This is a genomic window from Brotaphodocola sp. (genome assembly GCF_050873365.1).
GTDB lineage: Bacteria > Bacillota > Clostridia > Lachnospirales > Lachnospiraceae > Brotaphodocola.
In genome coordinates this window covers 37,705-61,618 of the sequence record NZ_JBNMIQ010000002.1, presented here as the reverse complement: position 1 = coordinate 61,618, position 23,914 = coordinate 37,705, and the positions used below count along the sequence as shown (strand labels likewise).

The 23,914-nt window shown below is 49.8% G+C and carries 21 protein-coding genes; 16 read left to right on the top strand and 5 right to left on the bottom strand.

Going from position 1 to position 23,914, the window contains the following annotated elements; translation table 11 throughout:
• Positions 1-43: 43 nt before the first annotated feature.
• From atpF to atpC, 6 genes are all read left to right on the top strand, one after another.
• A complete protein-coding gene (atpF, locus tag ACR0QT_RS01490; RefSeq protein WP_432629137.1) occupies positions 44-535 on the top strand; it encodes a F0F1 ATP synthase subunit B in 492 nt (163 codons plus the stop codon).
• Positions 528-1,043, top strand: coding sequence for an ATP synthase F1 subunit delta (atpH, locus tag ACR0QT_RS01485; RefSeq protein ID WP_432629136.1), 516 nt, complete (start codon positions 528-530; stop codon positions 1,041-1,043). Before atpF ends, atpH begins: the two co-directional genes overlap by 8 nt.
• A 13-nt stretch (positions 1,044-1,056) precedes the next feature.
• Entirely contained in the window at positions 1,057-2,595 is a 1,539-nt protein-coding gene (gene atpA / locus ACR0QT_RS01480; protein WP_432629135.1) for a F0F1 ATP synthase subunit alpha, read from the top strand.
• Positions 2,562-3,455: an ATP synthase F1 subunit gamma gene (atpG, locus tag ACR0QT_RS01475; RefSeq protein WP_432629134.1), complete on the top strand. Its 894-nt coding sequence runs from the start codon at positions 2,562-2,564 to the stop codon at positions 3,453-3,455. The genes atpA and atpG overlap by 34 nt, the downstream gene beginning before the upstream one ends.
• Before the next feature lie 208 nt (positions 3,456-3,663).
• A complete protein-coding gene (gene atpD, locus ACR0QT_RS01470) occupies positions 3,664-5,064 on the top strand; it encodes a F0F1 ATP synthase subunit beta (protein ID WP_432629133.1) in 1,401 nt (466 codons plus the stop codon).
• 21 nt (positions 5,065-5,085) lie between these two features.
• Positions 5,086-5,505: an ATP synthase F1 subunit epsilon gene (gene atpC, locus ACR0QT_RS01465; RefSeq protein ID WP_177977761.1), complete on the top strand. Its 420-nt coding sequence runs from the start codon at positions 5,086-5,088 to the stop codon at positions 5,503-5,505.
• A gap of 353 nt (positions 5,506-5,858) precedes the next feature.
• Here atpC and ACR0QT_RS01460 read toward each other — a convergent pair whose 3' ends face one another.
• On the bottom strand, positions 5,859-6,767 hold the full coding sequence (locus tag ACR0QT_RS01460) for a LysR family transcriptional regulator (protein WP_432629132.1): 909 nt from the start codon (positions 6,765-6,767) through the stop codon (positions 5,859-5,861).
• 354 nt (positions 6,768-7,121) lie between these two features.
• On the opposite strand from ACR0QT_RS01460, the gene ACR0QT_RS01455 reads away from it, so the two are divergent.
• The 8 genes from ACR0QT_RS01455 to ACR0QT_RS01420 all read left to right on the top strand — a co-directional run bounded on the left by ACR0QT_RS01455 (position 7,122) and on the right by ACR0QT_RS01420 (position 17,091).
• Positions 7,122-8,774: an MSCRAMM family protein gene (locus ACR0QT_RS01455; protein ID WP_432629131.1), complete on the top strand. Its 1,653-nt coding sequence runs from the start codon at positions 7,122-7,124 to the stop codon at positions 8,772-8,774.
• A gap of 598 nt (positions 8,775-9,372) precedes the next feature.
• Positions 9,373-12,075, top strand: coding sequence for a valine--tRNA ligase (locus ACR0QT_RS01450; RefSeq protein WP_432629130.1), 2,703 nt, complete (start codon positions 9,373-9,375; stop codon positions 12,073-12,075).
• 194 nt (positions 12,076-12,269) lie between these two features.
• Entirely contained in the window at positions 12,270-13,601 is a 1,332-nt protein-coding gene (locus ACR0QT_RS01445) for a bifunctional folylpolyglutamate synthase/dihydrofolate synthase (RefSeq protein ID WP_432629129.1), read from the top strand.
• Between the two features lie 117 nt (positions 13,602-13,718).
• Positions 13,719-13,856, top strand: a complete 138-nt coding sequence (locus ACR0QT_RS01440; RefSeq protein ID WP_177977757.1) for a hypothetical protein — start codon at positions 13,719-13,721, stop codon at positions 13,854-13,856.
• Between the two features lie 12 nt (positions 13,857-13,868).
• Entirely contained in the window at positions 13,869-15,179 is a 1,311-nt protein-coding gene (locus ACR0QT_RS01435) for a tetratricopeptide repeat protein (protein ID WP_432629128.1), read from the top strand.
• Between the two features lie 404 nt (positions 15,180-15,583).
• A complete protein-coding gene (locus tag ACR0QT_RS01430) occupies positions 15,584-15,922 on the top strand; it encodes an anti-sigma factor antagonist (RefSeq protein ID WP_177977755.1) in 339 nt (112 codons plus the stop codon).
• Between the two features lie 16 nt (positions 15,923-15,938).
• A complete protein-coding gene (gene spoIIAB / locus ACR0QT_RS01425; RefSeq protein WP_432629127.1) occupies positions 15,939-16,361 on the top strand; it encodes an anti-sigma F factor in 423 nt (140 codons plus the stop codon).
• 4 nt (positions 16,362-16,365) lie between these two features.
• Positions 16,366-17,091 carry a SigB/SigF/SigG family RNA polymerase sigma factor gene (locus tag ACR0QT_RS01420; protein ID WP_432629126.1) on the top strand — a complete coding sequence of 242 codons (726 nt, stop codon included), beginning with the start codon at positions 16,366-16,368 and terminating at the stop codon, positions 17,089-17,091.
• Between the two features lie 12 nt (positions 17,092-17,103).
• Here ACR0QT_RS01420 and ACR0QT_RS01415 read toward each other — a convergent pair whose 3' ends face one another.
• The 3 genes from ACR0QT_RS01415 to ACR0QT_RS01405 all read right to left on the bottom strand — a co-directional run bounded on the left by ACR0QT_RS01415 (position 17,104) and on the right by ACR0QT_RS01405 (position 18,717).
• Positions 17,104-17,559, bottom strand: coding sequence for a SpoVA/SpoVAEb family sporulation membrane protein (locus tag ACR0QT_RS01415; RefSeq protein WP_432629125.1), 456 nt, complete (start codon positions 17,557-17,559; stop codon positions 17,104-17,106).
• Between the two features lie 74 nt (positions 17,560-17,633).
• On the bottom strand, positions 17,634-18,086 hold the full coding sequence (locus ACR0QT_RS01410; RefSeq protein ID WP_432629124.1) for a stage V sporulation protein AB: 453 nt from the start codon (positions 18,084-18,086) through the stop codon (positions 17,634-17,636).
• A complete protein-coding gene (locus tag ACR0QT_RS01405; protein ID WP_432629123.1) occupies positions 18,073-18,717 on the bottom strand; it encodes a stage V sporulation protein AA in 645 nt (214 codons plus the stop codon). The genes ACR0QT_RS01410 and ACR0QT_RS01405 overlap by 14 nt, the downstream gene beginning before the upstream one ends.
• Before the next feature lie 541 nt (positions 18,718-19,258).
• On the opposite strand from ACR0QT_RS01405, the gene ACR0QT_RS01400 reads away from it, so the two are divergent.
• Positions 19,259-20,275, top strand: a complete 1,017-nt coding sequence (locus ACR0QT_RS01400) for a stage V sporulation protein AD (protein WP_432629122.1) — start codon at positions 19,259-19,261, stop codon at positions 20,273-20,275.
• A gap of 247 nt (positions 20,276-20,522) precedes the next feature.
• Positions 20,523-20,891, top strand: coding sequence for a SpoVA/SpoVAEb family sporulation membrane protein (locus ACR0QT_RS01395; protein ID WP_432629288.1), 369 nt, complete (start codon positions 20,523-20,525; stop codon positions 20,889-20,891).
• A gap of 71 nt (positions 20,892-20,962) precedes the next feature.
• Here ACR0QT_RS01395 and ACR0QT_RS01390 read toward each other — a convergent pair whose 3' ends face one another.
• The gene (locus ACR0QT_RS01390; RefSeq protein WP_432629121.1) at positions 20,963-23,650 is read right to left on the bottom strand and encodes a transglycosylase domain-containing protein; all 2,688 of its coding nucleotides are present in this window, start codon (positions 23,648-23,650) and stop codon (positions 20,963-20,965) included.
• Positions 23,651-23,914: the final 264 nt, after the last annotated feature.

Genomic DNA, 23,914 nt, shown 5'->3' with positions numbered 1-23,914 from the left:
ACGATTTTTAGAGCAAGAAATTAGAACAAGAAAGGCGAACGCAATGTTAAACATTAATTTCTGGAACATTGCCTTTACAGTCATCAACCTGTTAGTCCTTTACTTCTTCATGAGACATTTCCTTGTAAAGCCGATGCGGGCGATCCTGGAAGAGCGAAAGCAGATGGTTGAGAGAGATCTCGATGATGCTACAAGATCAAAGCAGGAAGCTGAGCAGATGAAGCGTGAGTACGAGGCTTCGATTCAGAATGCCGACGCGGAAGCAGACAAGATTGTGGAAACGGCAAAGGCGAGAGGAACCGAGGAGTACAACCGGATTCTTGCGCAGGCGAAGACCGATGCCACAAAGAAGATGGAAGAGGCGGACAGAACGATTGCGCTGGAGCGGGAAAAAGCCTTATCCGATCTGCGGGCTTCCGTTGCGGATCTGGCAATGGTAGCGACGGCAAAATTACTTGCAGAGCAGAGTGGTCCGCAGAACGATCGAAACTGTTACGATGCATTTTTGAGTCAATCAGGTGAGAATCATGACTGAAGAGGCAAGATTATACGGAACCGTGCTCTATGAGCTTGAAGTTCCGCAGGAAATGGTAAAAAAGACCGGCGAGATTTTGGAGAAAAATCCGGAGCTTGTGCGGGTGCTTCAAAGTCCGGTTTATCGGAGAGAAAAGAAACATGCCATTATAGAGGAGATTTGGAGAACGCCGGAATTTTCCAGTGTGATGATCAAATTTCTGAAAAAAGCCTGTGATGCCAGTGCAATCGGGGAGTTCCCGGATATTGTGAAAGTCTGTGAGGAGTGTGCAAGAGTTGCAGACGGGGTGATCACAGCAGAACTTTGGTATGTGACCGCACCGGATGAGGCACAGATCGAGGGAATCCGGAAGTTTTTGAAAGATACTTATGGAAAACGGGAAGTCAAACTGAGTCTGACTTCTCACCCGGAGCTGATGGGCGGATTCGTCCTGAAGACCGGAGATGTCGAATACGATTACAGTCTTCTCGGCAAGTTAAAGAAACTGAGTCAGGCTGTGGCAGGATAGGAGTTTTGGTGATATGAGTACAATCAGTTCTCAGGAAATCATCTCCATCATCAAAGGTGAGATTGAAGATTACGACGAGCATGCAGGGCTGGTTTCGGAGACCGGCTCCGTCATCTGGGTCGGAGACGGCATTGCGATCGTCTACGGCATTGATCACGCCATGTATGGAGAGATTGTCATATTTGAAAACGGAGTCCGCGGAATGGTTCAGGATATCCGCAAAAATGAGATCGGCTGTATCCTCTTTGGAAAAGATACGGAGATCGTTGAAGGAACAAAGGTAACGCGGACAAAGAAACGTGCCGGTGTCCCGATCGGAAAAGAATTTCTCGGTCGTGTTGTGAATGCGCTCGGCGAGCCGATTGACGGTATGGGACCGGCAAAGGAGGAAGCTTATCTTCCGGTTGAGGAGGAAGCCCCGGGAATCGTGGACAGAAAGTCTGTCGGAGTTCCGATGGAGACAGGAATCCTCGCGATCGATTCGATGTTCCCGATCGGACGCGGACAGCGTGAGTTGATCATCGGAGATCGTCAGACAGGAAAAACCTCGATTGCGATGGACACGATTCTGAACCAGAAGGGAAAAGATGTGATCTGTATCTATGTCGCAATCGGACAGAAGGCTTCGACGGTTGCAAAACTCGTCAATACGCTGAAGAAAAATGACGCGATGGATTACACGATTGTCATGGCTTCGACGGCGAGCGATCCGGCACCGATGCAGTACATTGCCCCGTATGCAGGAACTGCGATGGCGGAGTTCTTCATGCGTCAGGGCAAGGATGTCCTGATCGTCTACGATGATCTGTCCAAGCATGCAGTTGCTTACCGTGCACTGTCTCTGCTTCTTGAGCGTTCTCCGGGACGTGAGGCATATCCGGGCGATGTCTTTTACCTGCATTCCCGTCTGCTCGAGCGTTCAAGCCGTTTGAACGATGCGCTCGGCGGAGGATCCATCACCGCACTGCCAATCATTGAGACGCAGGCAGGCGATGTTTCCGCATACATCCCGACAAACGTGATCTCGATCACAGATGGTCAGATCTTCCTTGAGAGCTCTCTGTTCTTCTCCGGTCAGCGTCCGGCAGTCAATGTTGGACTTTCGGTTTCCCGTGTCGGCGGAGCGGCTCAGACGAAGGCAATGAAGAAGGCGAGCGGAAGCATCCGTATCGATCTGGCACAGTACCGCGAGATGGAAGTATTTACCCAGTTCAGTTCCGATCTGGATGATGCGACGAAGGAACAGCTTGCATATGGAAAGCGACTGATGGAACTGCTCAAACAGCCTCTTGGAAGACCGCTTGCGATGCATGAACAGGTCATCACGCTCTGCACGGCGACGCATCGGGTGATGCTGAGTGTGGATGTCGCAGATATTAAAGAATTCCAGATGCAGATGCTTACCTGGTTTGACGAGAAACACCCGGAGATCGGAAAAGAGCTCGAGGAGACGAAGGTTCTCAGCGATGAGCTTTCCGGACGGATTGTGGAACTTGCAAAGCAGTTTAAGGAGGCAGTATGGCAAACGCGAGAGAAATCCAAGAACGAATAAAGAGTGTTCAGGATACGAGGAAAATCACAAATGCCATGTATCTGATTTCTTCCACAAAGCTGACCAAGAGCAAGAAACTGCTTGCGGACACGGAGCCGTATTTCTACACGCTCCAGAGTCTGATTCACAGAATTCTGCGCCACCTTCCGGAACTTCACCATCCGTACTTTGATCCGCGTTCGGAAAAGACGAATGGGGATCGAATCTGCGGACTGATTGTGATCACCGGAGATAAGGGAATGGCGGGCGCTTACAACCACAATGTTTTAAAGATGGCAGAACAGTGGATGAACGAACATCCGAATCACCGCCTCTATGTGGTTGGAGAACTCGGACGGCAGTATTTTGCCTCCCGCCAGATTCCGGTGGAAGAACAGTTTCACTACACCGTGCAGAACCCGACGATGAACCGTGCGAGACTCATTTCCTCCGCGATCATCGAGGATTATATGGAACATCGCCTTGATGAGGTTGAGATTCTCTACACGCAGATGATCAACAGCATGAAGATGGAAGCACAGATGGAACAGCTTCTTCCGCTGACGCGCGAGGAGTTCGATTCTGCGACAATCCCGGCGGACACCTACCACGAGGAGATTCAGATGATTCCGAGTCCCTCGGCAGTTTTGGATCATGTCGTTCCGAACTATGTGACAGGATTCATTTTCGGTGCACTTGTGGAGTCGTTTTGCAGTGAGCAGAATGCGCGAATGATGGCGATGCAGTCCGCAAGCGACAATGCGAACAAATTGCTCGCAGATTTGTCGATTGCCTACAATCGTGTGCGTCAGGCGGCGATCACGCAGGAGATCACGGAGGTTGTCGGCGGTGCGAAGGCACAGCGGAAGAAGAGACGTTAAGTTACTGTACACGGGTAGGCATTTTCTGAACTGAAAATGCCGTATGATACAGTGATGGTAGCAGATTTTGCCGATTTAGGATGCGAAGCATCGGCAAAATCCGTTGCTGTTTGCGCAATGCGTGAACAGTAACGACGCTAAGGCAAAAGAAGAGTTTCTGTTTGCACAATGTGTATGTAAGGTGTGAATGGCAACAAAGGAGACAGATATGAACAAGGGAAAGATCATTCAGGTCATGGGACCTGTTGTGGATGTGGAGTTTGAGGACGGCAAACTTCCACACATTCAGGATGCCCTGGTTGTGAATAATAATGGCAGACGATGCGTGATGGAAGTCGCTCAGCTGATCGGCGGAGATGTTGCCCGCTGTATCATGCTGGCATCCAGCGAGGGTCTGTGCAAGGATATGGAAGTTGAGGCGACCGGATCTGGCATTTCTGTTCCGGTCGGTGAGAAGACGCTTGGTCGTCTTTTCAATGTGCTCGGTGAGCCGATCGACGGAGGCGAGAGCCTTGAGGATGAGACGAAATGGGTCATTCACCGTGATCCGCCGAGCTTTGAGGATCAGAGCCCGGTTGTCGAGATGCTTGAGACCGGAATCAAAGTCATTGACCTGCTTGCTCCGTATGCAAAGGGCGGAAAAATCGGACTGTTCGGCGGTGCCGGAGTTGGAAAGACCGTTCTGATTCAGGAGCTAATCACGAACATTGCGACTCAGCACGGCGGATATTCGATTTTCACCGGAGTTGGAGAGCGTTCGAGAGAGGGAAATGACCTCTGGACCGAGATGGGTCAGTCCGGTGTTCTTGAGAAGACCGCCCTGGTATTCGGTCAGATGAACGAACCGCCGGGCGCTCGTATGCGTGTCGCTGAGACGGGACTGACGATGGCGGAGTACTTCCGTGATGTTCAGCATCAGAATGTGCTTCTCTTTATCGATAACATCTTCCGTTTCGTGCAGGCAGGTTCGGAGGTTTCCTCCCTGCTTGGAAGAATGCCGTCGGCAGTTGGTTATCAGCCGACTCTGGCAACCGATGTCGGTCAGCTTCAGGAGAGAATCGCTTCGACAAAGAACGGTTCTGTCACCTCGGTTCAGGCAGTCTATGTGCCGGCAGATGATCTGACAGACCCGGCACCGGCGACGACGTTTGCTCATCTGGATGCAACAACGGTTCTTTCAAGAAAGATCGTGGAGCAGGGTATTTATCCGGCAGTCGATCCGCTTGAGTCCACCTCGAGAATCCTTGAGGAGGATGTCGTCGGAAAAGAGCATTACGAGGTCGCAAATAAGGTACAGCAGATGCTTCAGAAGTATAAGGAGTTGCAGGATATCATCGCAATCCTTGGTATGGAGGAGCTCTCTGAGGAAGATAAGCTGACAGTCAGTCGTGCAAGAAAGATTCAGAGATTCCTCTCCCAGCCGTTCCATGTCGCAGAGAACTTCACCGGCGTTCCGGGAAAATATGTTCCGGTCAAGGAAACTGTTCGTGGTTTCAAGGCAATCATCGATGGTGAGATGGATGCTTATCCGGAAGGCGCGTTCTTCAATGTCGGAACGATTGATGAGGTTGTCGAGAAGGCAAAGGCGATGGAGCAGAATAAGGATTGAGTGGGGTAAAGGAGCAGAAAAATGGCAACATTTTGGTTGAAAATCATTGCCAGCGACCATGTGTTTTACAATGGAAGTTGTGAGACATTGGTTGTTCCGGCTCACGACGGAGAACTCGGAATTCTGCCTCACCGGGAGGCGATGATTCTTGCGACGCAGGAAGGCGAGATGCGTTTTCGCGTTCCGGGCGAGGAGACGGATCGCAGAGTCATTGTCGGAATCGGAATTGTTCAGGTCGCAAACAACCGAGTGATGGCAGTTGTGGACTCGGCAGAGCGTCCTGAGGATATCGATGAGGCGAGAGCAAAACTGGCACTCGAGCGAGCAAAAGAACAGCTTCGCCAGAAACAGAGCATCCGAGAGTATTACATGACGCAGGCGGCGATGGCGCGTGCACTCTCAAGACTTCACGGCTCCGCCTATCACGAAAAGGGATTATAGAGAATGTAAAAGAGCTTCTTATCTGTCTGGTAAAATCAGAGATCAGGAGCTCTTTTTGTAAAGTACTTTATAGTAAGTAAGAAGATGATAAATGCGTTTTTTGTATGACAGACAGTTTGTACCGGGGCTCCGGGCGAGAAAGATCGTCGCAAACCCGTTTTAGACGTCGGTGTTTAGGTCGCGTATTTTGCGACCTTATGCACCGCTACGTCTAAACTCGGAGCGCGAGCGTGTTTGCGCGACTTTACTCGCCGTCGGAGCCCCATAGTTAAACAGTTAAATAGCTAAATAGCCCCATAGCCAAATAACCTAATACTTTAAATTTAGATTAGTACCTGCGGAGGAGAGTCTGCTCACATCCACTCCAAATTATTGACGAGGAAATCACAGAATTCCTGCACGACCGGTTTGCTCTTTCCCTGCTCGGAGCGCATCAGCACGATCTGTCTGCGACATTTTAAGTCGGAGATTGGCAGAAGGCGCACCGGGGAATCTTCCGTTTGCGACTCCCACTGTGTAGGGAGCGGACCCCATGAATACTGTGGCCAGAATCCGATTCCCATACCTGCGGCAATCAGGTTGCGGACAGTCTCGGTCGTATCGCTCTCGAAGATGATGTGCGGGGAAAAGCCGAGTTCCAGAAAATAGCTGTTTGTGATCTGGCGGATCGGGCGGGAGCCTGCCAGACAGATATACCCCGCATGGCGCGTGTCGGCAAGGCGGATTGACTGTTCTTTGCCATAGGGGGAATCAGACGGAACTGCGAGATAGAGATCTTCCTCGAGCATGACGGTTGCGTGGTTGCGATCGGCGGAGGCAAAGTCTGACCGTCTTGCAGTCACACACAGATCATAGTCCGACTCTGCGTGCGGGTCGGTCGTCTGATAGGATTGATAGAGCTGAAAATTGACATCCGGGCGAAGCGCGCGGAATGCAATGATCCGGTTGGTGATCAGTGCAGAGGCGGAGAGCAGGCGCAGACGGATCGTGTGCGTCGCCTGTTCTTTTCCGCACTGAAGCTCTTCGATGGTGCGGTCGAGATCATTGATCAGAGGAAGCAGACGCTGTTGAAAGAATCTTCCAGAGTCGTTGAGCTCAATACTGCGGTTCTTTCGCTCAAAGAGTGGAACTCCGAGCTCACTCTCAAGACGGTGAATCGCCTGAGAGAGGGCAGGCTGTGCGATCTGAAGATGTTCGGCAGCTTTTGTGATGTGCTGATATTCCGCTGCTGCGAGAAAGTATTTTAATTGTAGTAATTCCATGCGTTCTCCCTCCAAATCTTCCATGAAAAAAGTTTGCAAATCATTCTGAAAATCCAAAAATCTAAATTCAAAAAATGATAATTATTCCCAATAATACAGACAACAAGAATTTGAAAATAAAAATCTTTATAGGAAACCTCATTATATCACGCAGGAAGAAAAGTCGCAACTGTCCGAATCTTGTCGGGAAATGTGGAGTAAAATTCCGGTTGTATTTTCCAGAAAACTTTTCCAGAAAACTTGCTTTTAAAAGATAGAGATGGTACACTGTAACCGATTTCCGCTGTGTGTTTTAGAAAAAGAGAGGACAGGCGGATACAGATTTGAAAAGCAGATGAAGGTGGGACATGATGCATGAAAAAGCCGGAAAGAGAAGACGAAGAGAAATTTAATCTTTGGAAGTCAGCGGTGAATACGGCAGAGACGTTAATCTTTCTCTTAATTTTTTTAGCAACTCTTTTGGGACTCTATCTTCTGAATGACTATACCAATTATCACAAAAAAGAAACGATTATAAGTCGAAAATACGAAGAAAATCAGATCGATCATGGAAAACAGGATCGGGTTCGTAAGGCGATTGGAGGAGAAGATCAGGTAGAAGAACAGAATGCAGAAGCGACAGAAAAGAAGACGATGACAACGCAGGCGGTGCCCGGAGAAAACCAGGAGATCGAGATGGATGGCGTGGATGACAAGAGAAAATCCGCAGTGCTTGCTCAGATTGTTGATGCAGAGACAGGAAAAACGATTCCGGTAGAGGGCGCAGTGTTTGAATTGTACAAGGACGATGGGACTCGCCAAATTTTGAATGCCTATTATCCGGATAAGGTTTCCTATCGTGAATTTGTGACAACAGACAAAGGAAATTTTTACCTTCCGGAAAAAATTTTTCAGGGGGATTATAAATTTCACGAAAAGACAACGCCGGAGGGATATGAGCGTTCAGAGGATAAGAAATTTCGTGTCGGGACTCCTTCTGATTGGACAGAGCCGTATCTTGTAGATATTCCCCTTTCACCGTCAAAGGACCGTATCTGTGTGCAGATTTGTGATCGTGAGAGCGGAAAGTCTGTGAGTGGAGGTCATTTTGTAGTTCTTGCGGAGGAAGACATTCAGACGCTTGACGGGACAATTCGTTACCGGAAGGGTGAGCGTGTCGGGGAGATCATCTGCGATGCAACCGGATACGGAGAGAGTGAAGAGCTTTATTTGGGAACGTACAGTCTTCACGAGAAAGAGATTCCGAGATACTATGCCGGAATCGAGAAGAAGCCAGAGATTGTAACGGAAAAGAAAGATGAGCAGAAGCCGGAAGTTCACGAGATTGAGATGGAGAAGACAAAAATCAACCTGAAACTTGTGGATGAGCGTTATCCTCAGATGACGATTGAAGGCGCAAAATTTCAGATTGTAATCGATTCAAATGGCTCGACATCGGATTCCAATTCTGTAAATTCTGCAAAAATGGTGAAGGTAGTAAAGACAGATGAAACCGGAAGTGCAGTGCTCACAGATCTTGAAAAGAATACGACATACCGCATTCGGCAGATGAAGGCTCCTGGCGATTACTATCTAGATCCGATGGAGTATGAGCTGACGGTTGATGAGTGGGGCAGAATTGACGGCGATGCGCAGGTGACTCTTTCCCTGACAAACCGGATGCTTCGTGTGACAGTGCGAGCGGTAGATGCCATACTTAAAAGAGGAAGTTCTGGCGTTCGTTTTTCACTCTATGATGCAGATAAGCATTTGATTGATGCCTGGAGTGAGGATGGAAATGGGCGAATGTTCACGGAACTTTCGGCTGGAACGTATTATCTTGAGAGAGAAGGGCGATTTTCAAAACAGTATGAGTTGACTGTGAGAGACGAGGTTGGAGTTCAGGAGTGGAAAATATCCACAATTACCTGGAAAGGTGTGCTCGCTCTTGTTGGAGCTGTGCTGGCAGTCACGGGACTTGTGCTTGTTGGAAAATTTGGCAGAAAAAATCGACATTTTCGTTCCTGATTGAGAAGATAAAAGATTTTTCTGATTTGGAATGCGAAGCATCGACAAAATCTGTTGCTGTTTGCGCAATGCGTGAATAGTAACGAATTTGCTTCTTGACAAATTTGCGTGAAAATACTATCATAAGTACCATATGAAAAGGCAGTGAAGAAGAGGAGTAGGGCGTATGCATCCGCCAGAGAGGATGATCCATCGGCTGAAAGATGATCCAGGAGAGCGCGCAGGAAGGTAGCTTCGGAGCCGGAAATCTGAGAGAGATTTTTCAAGATTTCTCAAAGTCATTGAGACGATCGATGATGGATCGCCAAGAGGACGATGAGAAAAGAAAAGCATCTGTAAGATTTCCCGTCTAGTCCGCGTTAAGGAGAGAAGAGTGACAAATCAAGGTGGTACCGCGGAATTTCGAAAGAGATGGATTTCGCCCTTTGTGCAGAGAGAATTTCTTTTTGCATGAGGGGCGTTTTTTATTTTATGAAATATTATTTTTTATAAAATTTTTGTTTGGAAGATCCGCCCTTGAACCGGATACAAGAAAGATCACATAAGAGTTTTCGTGATTCGATGATTCACAGAAAAACTCACAGAGAAAGGAAAAATCATGAAAGAACTGGAAAAGACTTACAATCCTTCTGCGATTGAAGAGAAACTGTACCAGAAATGGCTGGACAACAAGTACTTCCACGCAGATGCAGAGCGCGGAAAGAGAGAGGGCAAGAAGCCGTTTACGATCGTTATGCCTCCGCCAAACATCACCGGACAGCTCCACATGGGCCATGCACTTGACAACACGATGCAGGATATCCTGATCCGTTACAAGAGAATGCAGGGCTATGAGGCTCTGTGGCAGCCGGGAACCGACCACGCAGCAATCGCAACCGAGGTTAAGGTTATCGACAAGTTAAAGAGCGAGGGCGTTGACAAGCACGATCTCGGACGTGACAAGTTCCTCGAGGCATGCTGGGACTGGAAGAAGGTATACGGCACCCGCATCATCAACCAGCTCCACAAGCTCGGCTCTTCCGCTGACTGGGATCGCGAGCGTTTCACAATGGATGAGGGCTGTTCCAAGGCTGTTCAGGAAGTTTTCATCAAACTTCACGAAAAAGGATATATTTACAAAGGTTCGAGAATCATCAACTGGTGTCCGGTATGCCAGACTTCAATCTCTGACGCAGAGGTTGAGCATGAGGAGCAGAACGGCTTCTTCTGGCACATCAACTACCCGATCGTTGGCGAGGAAGGCAGATTTGTTGAGATCGCAACGACCCGTCCGGAGACTCTGCTTGGCGATACCGCAGTTGCAGTAAACCCGGATGATGACCGTTACAAGGATCTTGTCGGCAAGATGCTCAAACTTCCGCTGACTGACCGTGAGATTCCGGTTGTCGCTGATGCCTATGTAGACAAGGAGTTTGGTACCGGATGCGTAAAGATTACCCCGGCACATGACCCGAACGACTTCGAGGTTGGTCGTCGCCACAACCTGCCGGAGATCTGCATCATGCACGACGATGCAACGATCAACTGCCCGGGAAGCAAGTACGACGGCATGGATCGCTATGAGGCGAGAAAGGCAATGGTTGAGGATTTGAAGGAGCTTGGTCTTCTTGTGAAGGTTGTTCCGCATTCTCACAACGTTGGTATCCATGATCGTTGTAAGACGACCGTAGAGCCGATGGTAAAACAGCAGTGGTTTGTTCGCATGGAGGAGATGGCAAAGCCGGCAATCGAGGCATTAAAGAGCGGAGAGCTCAAGTTCGTTCCGGAGAGCTTCGGAAAGACCTACATGCATTGGCTTGAGGGAATCCGCGACTGGTGTATCTCCAGACAGCTGTGGTGGGGTCACCGGATTCCGGCTTACTACTGCGATGACTGCGGTGAGATCGTTGTCGCAAAAGAGATGCCAGAGAAGTGTCCGAAGTGCGGATGCACGCATTTCAAGCAGGATGAGGATACGCTTGATACCTGGTTCTCCTCTGCACTGTGGCCGTTCTCCACGCTCGGCTGGCCGGACAAGACGAAGGAGCTTGACTACTTCTATCCGACCGATGTGCTCGTAACCGGTTACGACATCATCTTCTTCTGGGTAATCCGTATGGTATTCTCCGGAATTGAGCAGACCGGCAAGTGCCCGTTCAACACCGTTCTGATCCACGGTCTTGTCCGCGATTCTCAGGGACGCAAGATGAGTAAGTCCCTCGGAAACGGAATTGATCCGCTTGAGGTTATCGACAAGTACGGCGCAGATGCTCTGCGTATGACGCTGATCACCGGAAATGCACCGGGCAACGACATGCGTTTCTACTGGGAGCGTGTAGAGAACAGCCGTAACTTTGCAAACAAGGTATGGAATGCATCCCGTTTCATCATGATGAACATCGAGAAGGCAAGTGCAGAGCGCATGGCAGAGTATGACCGCGCATACGCAAAGGATGCAGACGCATCTCTGGCAGAGAATGCACCGCTGACTTTGGCTGACAAGTGGATTCTCTCCCGCGTCAACACGCTGGCGAAGGATGTGACTGAGAATCTTGATAAGTTCGAGCTTGGAATCGCACTTCAGAAGGTTTACGATTTCATCTGGGAGGAGTTCTGCGACTGGTACATCGAGATGGTAAAACCGCGTCTGTGGAACGATGAGGACACGACGAAGGCATCTGCACTGTGGACGCTTAAGAAGGTTCTGATTCAGTCCTTGAAACTTCTGCATCCGTACATGCCGTTCATCACCGAGGAGATCTTCTGCAACCTTCAGGAGGAAGAGTCCTCAATCATGATCTCCGCTTGGCCGGAGTACAGCGAGAAGCTCAACTTCGCATCTGAGGAGCAGGCAGTTGAGACGATCAAGGAGGCAGTTCGTGCAATCCGTAATGTGCGCACGTCCATGAACGTGCCGCCGAGCAAGAAGGCAAAGGTATTCGTTGTATCTGATCGTCAGGATGTTCTTGACATCTTTGAGCACAGCAAATCTTTCTTTGCAACTCTGGCATACGCAAGTGAGGTTGCACTTCAGGCAGACAAGACCGGAATCGGTGAGGACGCAGTATCCGCAGTGATCTCCTCCGCTTCGATCTACATGCCGTTTGCAGAGCTTGTCGATGTAGAGAAAGAGATTGAGCGTCTTGAGAAGGAGAAGACCCGTCTTGAGGGCGAGCTCAAGCGTGTAAATGGAATGCTCAGCAATGAGAAGTTCATCAGCAAGGCTCCGGAAGCAAAGATCGCTGAGGAGAAGGCAAAGTTAGAGAAGTACACCCAGATGATGAAACAGGTTGAGGAGCATCTGGCGCAGTTAAAGAAGTAAAAATAAGATAGACAAAAAAGATAGGCAAGAGAGAAAGCGTTACGGTTTGCGCAATGCGTGAACAATAACGAGAAAGCATCAGGCAGAAAACAGCAGGCATGTCCGGGGGCACAGGAAGAAAGTGTGCATAACCCCGGACATGATTGCATACATTGTAACAGTTCAGAGCCTGGAAAGGAAAGAATAAGAAAGAGATGGAAGAGCAGGCAAGAGCTTATCTGGATCAGATTCCGTTCTGGACCAGAAAGAAAAACACGCTGAATCAGGTCAGAGATTTTCTCACGGAACTTGGAAATCCGGACGATTCGCTCCGCATCATTCACGTTGCGGGGACAAATGGAAAAGGTTCGGTCTGTGCGGATCTGACGGCAGTTCTTCTGCGCGCCGGATACCATGTCGGAACATTTATCTCCCCGCATCTGACCGATGTGAAGGAACGGTTTCTTCTCGACGGAAGTCCGGCACCGGAGGAGACGTTTGAGAAGAGTTTTGAGAACGTGCGCGCCGTCACAGAGAAGATGTGCGCGAAAGGATATGCTCATCCGACCTTCTTTGAATTTGTCTTTCTGATGGCGATGGATCTGTATGGGCGGGAGAAGCCGGATTGGGTGGTGTTGGAAACCGGACTGGGTGGACTTCTCGACACGACGAATGTCATTCGGAGTCCGAAAGCCTGCGTCATCACCTCGATCAGTCTCGATCACACCGCCTATCTTGGTACAAGCATTCCTGAGATTGCGATGCAGAAGGCGGGGATCATCAAGCCGGGCGTTCCGGTGATTTTTGATGACACTCAGCCGGAGGCATCCGCAGTGATTGCAGGACAGGCAGAGCGAATGGGTTCTGCATTCTATCCGGTGAATCCGATCAAGCCGATTCATGTGCAGGATAAGGATATTCAGGAAAAGGATGTTCAGGAAAATGATGCGGTCGATCGGAATCTTGTCTCAGAGGTGAAGTTTTCAGCCCCGTATCAGGCACAGAATGCGAGGATTGCGCTCAAGGTGATTGGAGTGCTGACAGAGCGAGGTGAGCTTAGGACCGTAACAGAGCAGAGGAAGCGGGAAGCGCTTAGCCATGTGTGCTGGCCGGGAAGAATGCAGAAAGTCCGCGAGGATGTGTGGCTTGACGGCGCACACAATCCCGGAGGAATCTCGGCGTTTATCGAGGCAGTCAAGGCACAGGAGAGCGACAAGGCGGTTCACCTGCTGTTTGCAGCGGTCTCGGACAAGGACTACCGGGAAATGATCAAGATGCTCTGTGACAGTCTCCATCCGGCTGTCGTGACAGTTGTCCATATTGACAGTGCGCGCGCGACGGATGAAAATCTGCTTGCCGGTCTCTTTGAGCAGGCGGGATGCAAGATGGTGAAACAGTACGGTTCCGCCCGTGAGGCGCTTGAGGCGGCACTCGCAAAGAAGAAAGAGACGGATCGATTGTATGTCGTCGGCTCCCTGTATCTGATCGGGGAGATTCAGCGCATCTTAAAGACGATGCCGGAAGCTGTCTGCGAGAAAACTGTCTGAGAGAAAGCTATCGGAGAGAAGACTGTCTAAGAAAAAGCTGTCTGAAAGCTGTCGGAGAGAAAATGCTCTGAAAAACGGTGACTTTGGACTGGAAGAAAGGATTGGTGAAGAACAATCATGCTGGATTTTGAACAGGAAATTGCCCGCTTTAAGCCGAGCCTTGAGGTGAGTGAGGTGGAAGCGTCGATTGTGCGGGAAGATTTGACAGATATGAATGACCTGATGATGGAATTTTTAAAAGAGAAAAAACAGTAAGGCGGATATAGAATGGATACACAAAAAAGAAACCGCCGGATCGCCGATGCCTACTATAATCTGGGACTGGAGAAAGCAGGGCAGAGGGATCTGACCGGAGCAGCGATGGCGCTCAAGAAGAGCCTGCGCTTTGATAAGTACCAGACGGATGCACGAAATCTTTTGGGTTTGATTTACAACGAGACCGGAGAGGTGGGATCGGCGCTCACACAGTGGGTCATCAGTCTGAATCTTCAGGAGAAAAACAATCTTGCGGAGGAGTATTTGCGCCGTGTCCATGAGGATAAAGGCTATTTGGAGCTGGCAGATCAGTCGGCAAAGAAGTTTAATCAGGCGCTTGGACATGCCGTAAACAACAACGAGGACCTTGCGGTGCTGATGCTTTCCCGCATGCTTGAGGATTTTCCACAGTATGTGAAGGCACAGGAACTGCTTGCTCTGCTCTATATTCAGCGTGAGGATTATACGAAGGCGGGGCGCTGTCTGTATCAGGCACTCAAGATCGACCGCTACAATCCGCAGGCACAGCGCTATATGGATGTGGCGAAGAAGCACACCGGAAAGGCGGAGGTGGAGAAGAGAAAGCTCAAAAATGCATTCTCCCATCGCCAGATGCAGGATGACGACATCATCATTCCGCCAAGTTACAAGGAGACGACGGGACTTCAGTCGGTCTTGAACATTCTGGTGGGACTTGTCCTCGGCGCGATGGTGATCTTCTTCCTCGTCATGCCGGCAAAGACTGAGGCACTCAATGCGAGCCACAACCAGGAGGCGCAGAAGATCCTCGAACAGCTGAACCAGAAAAATCTGGAGGTCGATGATTTGAACAGCCAGCTCGATACGGCAAATGCGGAGAAGCAGAAGGCGGAGGATTCCCTTCAGACGATTGTCAGCAGTAATGACGGCATTTTGAGCCAGTATCAGAGATTGGTGCAGATTCTTCAGGCATATCGGGACAACGATATGAAGACGGCTGCTCAGCTCTATTCGGATACCGATTTTTCCGTGATGAATGACGATGCATCCGTAAGAAATACGATCTCGTGGATTCAGACCGATATGGGAGAAAAGGCGTGGAAGATCCTTGAAGAGTTGGGTGATGAAGCGGTCTCTCAGGACCCGGCATCCCAGCAGGCGCTTGTGTATTACCAGAAGAGCCTGATGATCAAGGGCGATAATCCGTCTGCTCTGTACAAGCTCGGAAGTGTCTACCAGGCGCAGGGCGATATGAACTCGGCAAATACTTATTACGGGGATGTGATTCTGAATTTCCCGAATTCCGAGTATGCGAGAGAGGCGCAGAGACAGAGAGGATACTAAGACAACAATATATTTAAACAATAGGAATTGAAAAGCACGACAGAGAAATTGCGTAGGCGATGGATCTGGAGTGCTTTTTTTGTTTTGGTAAAATTGGATGGCGAGATAGAGAAGTACAGGTGGATGGGCGCTGAGATGGGGGCGCTGAGATGGGAAAGTGCAGGCAAACCCGTGTGAGACGTCGGTGCTTAGACTGCGTATTTTGCAGTCTTATGCACCGCTACGTCGAACCGGAGCGAGAGCGCGTTTGCATGACTTTACCCATCGTCGGCGCCAGTTAAGAATACTGAGTGCTTGATTTGAATTAACGAAATAGATAAGTTTCGATTAAAAGTTTTCTTCATTTATTGTTATAGAAGTTACTTAAATATAAAAAATATAGGGATAAAAAGGAGGACATAACTATGACAGAAACTTTCACCTATGAAGCGCGGGATCAGATTCTGGTGATTCATCTTCCGAAGGAACTGGATCATCACAACTGCCGGAATTTGAGATATGAGACGGATCTTCTGTTCTCGGAAAATTATATCCGCAAAGTGGTGTTTGACTTTTCCAGAACAGAATTCATGGACTCTTCCGGAATCGGGGTTCTCTTAAATCGCTATAAGCAGATGGCGAGAAGCGGGGGAAGTGTGACGCTCTACGGGGTCAGGGAGCAGATCGGTCGTGTGCTTGCGATCGGAGGGGTTACCCGGCTGATTGCACATTTTGACACGAAGGAAGCGGCAATCGCGGGGTGAGATGGAGGAGATGTGCATGCGCATGCAACGGTTTCATATGGAAATGGAGAGTTTATCGGAGAATGAGGAATTTGCCCGGGTGGTGACGGCGGTCTTTATGAGCCGTCTCGACCCGACACTCGAGGAGATCGAGGATGTGAAAACTGCGGTCTCGGAGGCGGTGACGAACGCGGAGATTCACGGATATGCGGGGAAGCAGGGAATCATTGAGATGGACTTGGAGATTGAGGGGCAGGAGCTGACAATTCAGGTGAAGGATTGTGGGCGGGGCATCGAAAACGTGGAGAAGGCGATGGAACCTCTGTTTACGACCGATCGCTCGGGCGAACGCTCCGGCATGGGATTTTCTTTTATGGAAGCCTTTATGGATGAGTTGGAGGTGAAGTCGGAGGTCGGAAAAGGAACGTTAGTGATCATGAAAAAGAGGATCGGACGGTGAGGGCATGGAAGATGTGCGGGAACTTTTACGGCGTGCCAGAGCGGGAGAGGCAGAGTGTCGGGAAGCCGTTGTGCTTGCAAATACCGGTCTTGTCTGGAGCATGGTCAGACGCTTTACGGGCAGAGGATATGAGGCGGAGGATCTGTTTCAGATCGGGTGCATAGGGCTTTTAAAAGCGGTTGACCGGTTTGATCTGTCCTTTGATGTCTGCTTTTCGACGTATGCGGTTCCGATGATTGCGGGGGAGATCAGGCGGTTTCTCAGAGATGACGGAATGCTCAAAGTTAGTCGGTCGATGAAGGAGCTTGCGATGCGTGTTCGATCTGCGAGGGAGGCATTGACTGGGGAGCTTGGGCGGGAGCCCGGGATGGATGAGATTGCCGGCCGTGTCGGGGTGTCGCGAGAGGAGGCAGTGGCATCGCTTGAGGCAGTGACACAGGTGGATTCGATTTATCGAAACATCGGAAATAACGAGGGACAGGAACTTGTTCTGATGGATCGACTCACGGATGAAAATCAGGAAGAAGAAAAATTGATGAACCGAATGGTTCTGGAGCGTCTTCTTGAAAAACTTGACGGGATGGAAAGAGAAATCATTGTGCGCCGATATTTTGAGGATCAGACGCAGACGCAAATCGCGCAGGAATTATCACTTACGCAGGTGCAGGTATCCCGCATGGAGAAGCGAATCTTACAGCGCATGCGGGAGTGGATGAGGGAATCTTCTTAGAAATCAATCTTCCTAGCCAATCCCCAAAAACGTTCCGATCAGGGAAATCAGACCGAGAATCCAGCTTGCGAGGACTCCGTAGAGGATCACAGGGCCGGCGATCGTGAAGATCTTGACGCCGATGCCGAATACATGACCTTCTGCCCGATATTCGATTGCGGGCGCGGAGACAGAGTTTGCAAATCCAGTGATCGGGACGAGAGCGCCTGCACCGCCCCATTTGACAATCTTGGGGTAGATTCCAAGACCCGTAGAGAGGGCACTCAAGAAGATTAAGGTCAGCTGTGTGAGTGTCTGTGCCTTTTCTTTTTCGAGACCGGCACGGCTGACGAGAAAAAGGATCAGGATCTGTGCACCAGCGCAGATGAGACCTCCTGTCACAAATGCCTTTCCCATGTCTGCGAGAAGTCCATTGACCGGGGTTACTTGTTTGACGTAATCGCCGTATGCTTTCTTGTTCAGTTCCATAGAGAATCAGTCCTCCATTTCGTATATCATTTATATAGTTCGTATATTATTTATATAGCTATCTTAGAAAATTCTTATCCATCCATTCCATAAAAAAAGTAGAGCAGAGATCCGGTCAGTTTTCCGAGAGCAATCGACAGAATCAGGTATTGGAGTCCGACAGAGAGACGGATGCGTCTGCTGATAACCGGAAGTGTCTTGAGCGTTTCTGCGAGTGACATGGCGAGACAGCCGACGAAGATGCCGACCGAAGCTCCAAAGATCGCGAGGAGAAGTGGGGCGATCGGGGCGAAAATCGAGGTGAGCGGGAATTCATAGAGATCCCAGAGATTTCCGAAGATTCCACCGGAGACAATCACGGTCTCGTAGAGCATGATATGAGATCGTGTTTTGGTTTTTCCGATCAAACGGGGAAACACGCCGATGATGGCGAGAAATGCGAAGACACCACCTGCAATGATGCTTCCGGCACTCAGCCCAATTAAAGATAAGAGAAGCGTATGCAAAAGTGGATTATTGAATATCAATGTCCTGCTCCTTTCGAGAGTCGTTTTGAATCAGTGTCTTGCAGATATTTTCCTCATAGAGTCGCATTTCCACCTCAAGCGGTGTCGGGTCTGTGTTCAGCTTGAAACGGAGCACATGGTTAAAAAAGGCGAGGATTCCGACAGCAAGTCCGATCGAGTAGGAGGCTTCCAAAACGGTAAATCCGGCTTTCTCCTGACCGGTCACAAGACGGTAGACCTCGGAGAAAACGTCGGTCACGTTGACGTCATTGTTGAACGTCATGATTGCAAATGCAGACCCGCAGAATGCGATCAGGCAGACGGCGAGTGTTTTCGCCCATGCAAAAATCAGTTTTGGCGGGTGCGGAGGCTGGTAGTCGATGATAAATTCGACTTTTCCGACGTTTGTGACTTGAATCGAGGAATCCGCAGATTCTAAAAGCGAGATCACATCCAGAGCTTGACAGACATAGCGCCGGGGCTTTTGGCTGTGAAGAGTGCGGATTTTCATTGATTTGCACCGGTTCTGGATATGTGGATTTTTGCAGTAGACATCAGCCACATCCCGCAAAAAAACGTCTTTTTCATGCACTTCCGTGATCTCTCTGAGGTTTAAATAGACCACAGAGGTTGCAGAATTCCCAGAACTCATAAAGTTACCCCCAGGGTGATGGAGGCATTTGCTGTGAACGTTAGTCCCTGTTCCGGCATTTCCATGGAAGTTTGTTGGACGAGGGTACTTCCCTCATAGGTCGGGCGCCTGGTGTCTGTCCAGAGAATGAACAGCAGGACGCTGATCGTGAACAGGCAAATCAGTGTCATAAGTGTGCGCGCGTGGTTTCTTAAAAAACTGAGAATCGTCATCGTATATCACATCCTTTTCAGAAATCAGTATATGCAGGGATTCGTTTCAATATGTGCAGACGAGGTGTCAAATCTTGGGAAAATTGAGCGCAAAAACAGACGGGAGACGACAAAAGAGGTGATAACAGGGTGAGAGATTAGAAGCATGGAAAAATGTCACTGAAATCAGCCATATAAAAAGCAAAACAGATAGAAATCAAGTCATAATAAAGAACAGGAAGACAGAAAAATAGAATAGAAGTTACATGGGGCGGGAATTCTAATGGAAAAAAGAACTTTAAGAAAGGACTTTGAAGAACTTTATTGAGGAGAAAGGAGCTTAAAATAAGATGCAAAAAGGAAGAGCGAGCATGGTTCCGGGGCGACCGGTTTATCTGATCTCATCGGCCTCAGTTGTCGGAAAAAAGGAGGGAGAAGGACCACTTGGAAAAAAGTTTGACGTTGTGGAACAGGATGCGATGTTTGGCGCGCCGAACTGGGAGCAGGCGGAGAGCGCGATGCAAAAACAGGCAGCGGATCTTGCACTTGAGAAGCGGGATATTCACAGAAAAGATGTCCGTTATTTGTTTGCGGGAGATCTGCTCGGACAGCTGATTGCGACTTCATTTGGAACTGTGGATCTCGATATTCCGCTGTTTGGACTTTACGGGGCGTGCTCGACGATCGGGGAGGCGATTGGTCTTGGAAGCATGTGTGTCGGGGCAGGGGATGCCGACTGTGTGCTTGCACTCGCTTCCAGTCATTATGCGACCGCAGAGAAACAGTTTCGATTTCCGCTCGGATATGGAAGCCAGAGACCACAGAGTGCCTCGTGGACTGTGACCGGATGTGGAGCGGTTGTGCTCTCATCGAAGCGCCCGCCGTCCGGACCGGCAGTCAAGATTGCGGGAATCACGACGGGAAAACTTGTGGATATGGGAATCCACGATTCGATGAATATGGGAGCTGCGATGGCGCCCGCCACATGGAATACAATCATGACAAATTTTCAGGATTTCGGGGTCGATGAATCCCACTATGACAGGATTATCACAGGGGATCTCGGACGAATCGGTCAGAAGATTCTGCTTGATTTTATGAGAGAAGAGGGGCACGAGCTTTCGGGAATTCACATGGACTGCGGAATTGAGATTTACGATTATGAATCTCAGGATATCCATGCGGGAGGAAGTGGGTGTGGGTGTTCGGCGGTGACGCTGTGTGCGCATATCCTGCCTAAACTTTTGAGTGGGGAGTGGAAGCGAGTTCTCTTTCTCCCGACGGGGGCACTGCTCTCGACGGTTAGTTATAATGAGGGACAGAACATTCCTGGGATTGCGCACGGAGTGATTCTTGAGAGAGCTTGAGAGAGTTTGAGTCAGATGAAGTCAGATGAAAAAGCGTTCGAAAAAACAAGCAGAAAAGAATCAGGAGAAAAACGTAGATGGACAAAAGAATGAAACGAATTGTAAATAGATCGATCGTGTGAGTCAATGATTTAGAAAAAATGAGAGAGAACGAGAATAAGAGAAATACAAAGAAATATGAAAGGAATAAAAGAAAAGGAGACTGTGAAAAAACATGGCAGGGATCAATATGATAAACATGACAGGGATGGAAGTTGCAGTTGAGATCGCAAAATCGTTTCTCGTCGGAGGGGCTATCTGTGCACTCGTTCAGATCCTGCTTGACCGGACGAAGATGATGCCGGGAAGGGTGATGGTTCTGCTTGTGGTTTCGGGAGCAATTCTCGGATTTTTCGGGTTGTATCAGCCATTTTCCGAGTGGGCGGGAGCAGGTGCAGGAGTACCGCTTCTCGGTTTTGGAAATACGCTCTGGAAGGGAGTAAAGGAAGGAATTGCAGAGGATGGGATGATTGGGATCTTTAGCGGAGGCTTGGAGGCCAGTGCAGCGGGAATCTCCGCCGCACTGATCTTTGGTTACCTCTCCGCCCTGATCTTTAAACCTAAGATGAAAGAGTAATGCGATAAACGAATAAACGAATCGCAAATTTTTGTGTTTTGTAAAAGATAAGTTTTCGGTGTTATTCGAACTTAGTCACGTCCGGGACCGTTTGAGACTCCGGCTCTTGGCAGTGCCGAAGCTCCGCCTCCCGGACCGTAGCCCGGACCGAGGTTGCTGATTCCGGCAGGCGGAAGCGTCTCCGGAGTCTGACTCGAAGGTCCACCGCTCTCGGCACCCTCGGTTGCCGGTGCAATCGTGGAAGCAGTGTGTCCGCCACATTTTCTCGTCGGCATTGCATAAGCAGAATCATCGGTTGAGCTGTCTGCATCTGCGGGGAGGGCAAGGCGGATTTTTGTTGATTTCGGACATCCGGAGTTTGGAAGCAATCCGGTGATGCTACATACCGTTGCGCGCACATGGACGTCGCACAGATCCGTCGGGACACTGCCCTTTGCAAAGTACTCGGTGTAAGTTGCATCTCCGCGCGGGTCCTCATCGCAGACTCCGGGGATTGCGAGTTTTCCGGATTTCCGGCAGATCACAGCGGTCTCCACGCTGTCCGGAACACTGAATCCCGGATCTTCTTTTCCCTCGTGAACACGGGTCATGATCTTTCGCCAGATATCCTTGTGGAAGGAGGTTCCGCCGTTTCGTGAAGTCAGTTTCTGGTTGTCGTCACAGCCCGCCCAGATACCGGCAGTGTAGTACGGGGTGTAACCGACGAACCAGATATCGTTGTTCTTGGAGGTCGTTCCACTCTTTCCGGCACTCGACATGTTTGCGATCTTTGCGCGGGTGCTCGTTGAGCTGATCGAGCTTCCGAATTTTCGGTTTGCCTCCATCGAGTCGGACATCGCGTCCGTCAGAAGGAAGGCAGTGGAATCCTTGAGCACGCGGTGTGTCTCCGGCTCGTTGTTGATCAGGATCTTGCCGTCGTGGTCAAGAATCTTCGTGAAGAAGATCGGTTTTGTGTAGACACCGCCATTTGCGATCGAGGCGTAGGCGGCAGTCAGCTCAAGGTTGCTGACACCCTTTGTCAGTCCGCCGAGAGCAGTTGCGGCGTTGTAATCGGTCGCAGTCAGCGAGGTGATTCCAAAGTTGTTGGCGTACTCGACACCGATCTGCGGGGTCACCGTCTCCATCAGACAGCGCACGGCAACGATGTTCATCGAGTAGATGATACCGTCACGGATGCTTGAGTAACCGGTGTATCCCTGGCTGTACCAGTTGGAGAACGTCTTGTTTCCGACGGTGTACGGGGCGTCGTAGTAGACGGTTCCGAGCGTTGCCCCGCGCGCATCGATCGCGGGTGCAAAGGCAGAGATGACCTTGAATGTCGATCCCGGCTGGCGAAGCGTGTTCGTCGCACGGTTCAGCGTCAGGCTTGCAGTCTTGGAACCGCGACCACCGCTGATTGCCTTGACCTGTCCGGTCTTCTGATCCATGAGCACAAATGAAACCTGAGGCTCTAAGATCTTTGTCAGGCGCTCGCCGATGATCGTGTCACCCTCCTTGAGCAGATAAGCCTTGTAAGCCTCGATATCTGCGTCAACCGCCTCCTCTGTGTCGTAGAGACCATCAAAGTTGTCGTCGCGGACATCGGTGTGCCAACTGCGGATCGATTTCTCCGAGAAATGCTCGGTCGTGCCATCCGCGTGTGTCACGGAAAGACGGTACTCGATCGAGTAGCGCTTGACGGCGTAGTTGTCCGGATTGTTAACCTCCTCATCGACGATTGTCTGGAGATCCGGGTCCTGAGTCGTATAAATTTGAAGACCACCGCTGTAAATCAGGTTGTGCGCCTGCGTGTCGGTATAGCTGAGTTTTTCCATCAGCGTCTCCTTGACCTGCTGGATCAGCTCATCGGTGAAATAGCTGTACGGGTTGGAATTCTCGCGGTTGGCGGTATCAATGTTCTGAATCCTGTCATAGACATCGTCGGCGAGAGCTTCCTCCTGTCGCTCCTTCGAGATATAACCCTGTTCGAACATATATTGAAGGATGACCTTGCGTTTCTCCGCATTTGCCTCCTGCCCGGTGATCGGGTTTAAGCGAGACGGATTCTGCGTGATGCCTGCGATAACGGCGCACTCGGAGAGCGTCAGATCGGAGACATCTTTATTAAAATACCGTCTTGCGGCAACCTTGACTCCGAGCGTGTTGTTTCCGAGGTTGATTGTGTTTAAATAGTTGGTCAGGATCAGTTTGCGGTCCATCGAGCGTGTGAGCTGAAGCGCGAGATACTGCTCCTGAATCTTTCGCTCGAGGCGGGCGCCAAAGCTCGTCTCCATTCCGCCGTTGAAGACGTTGTTCTTGATCAACTGCTGGGTCAGTGTGCTTCCTCCGCCGAGGTTCTGACCGGTCAGGACACCGACTGCCGCACGGGAAATCGAGCGAAGATCAATGCCGTTGTGTTGCCAGAATCGAGAGTCCTCAATTGCGACAAACGCATCGATCAGGTCCTGTGGGAGTTCGTCATAGCTGGCTTCCTCACGGTTGGAACCGGTCTGCACGAGGGTATCGGTCAGGTTTCCGGCACTGTCATAGACCGTCGTGGCATAGCCGACCGGGACGATGCTGTCCACATTGAGCTCCGGGGCACTGTCAATGATTCCCATGAAAATGCCGATGCCGATGCTGGAAGTGACCAGAACAGCAAAAAGGCAGAGAATCAGAAAGGTCTTAAAGAAGGTGAGAAAGACACGGGTGGTGTATTTCTTTTTCTTGGAATAGATCAGATCGATCTTCTTTTCTGTTGCTTCTTTTCCATAATTCATGTATTTGCCAAAAAATCCTCCTGCAAAATAAAAATGTGTATCAGCTTCTCACATTATAACAAAAACTGACCGACAAGTAAACCGTGGAGCATTTTTTCAAAAATATGCCCGGATCAGTCGTTTTCGTTTATGCGTTGTGTAAAGGAAAACGGATTTTGCCGATGCTTTGCATATTTTCTTTTCTTATGATATGATTCTTATGATGGGATGGAAAACGGGACGATGGTATGTCAACTTGAAAACAGAAATCACTAAAAATCAGGA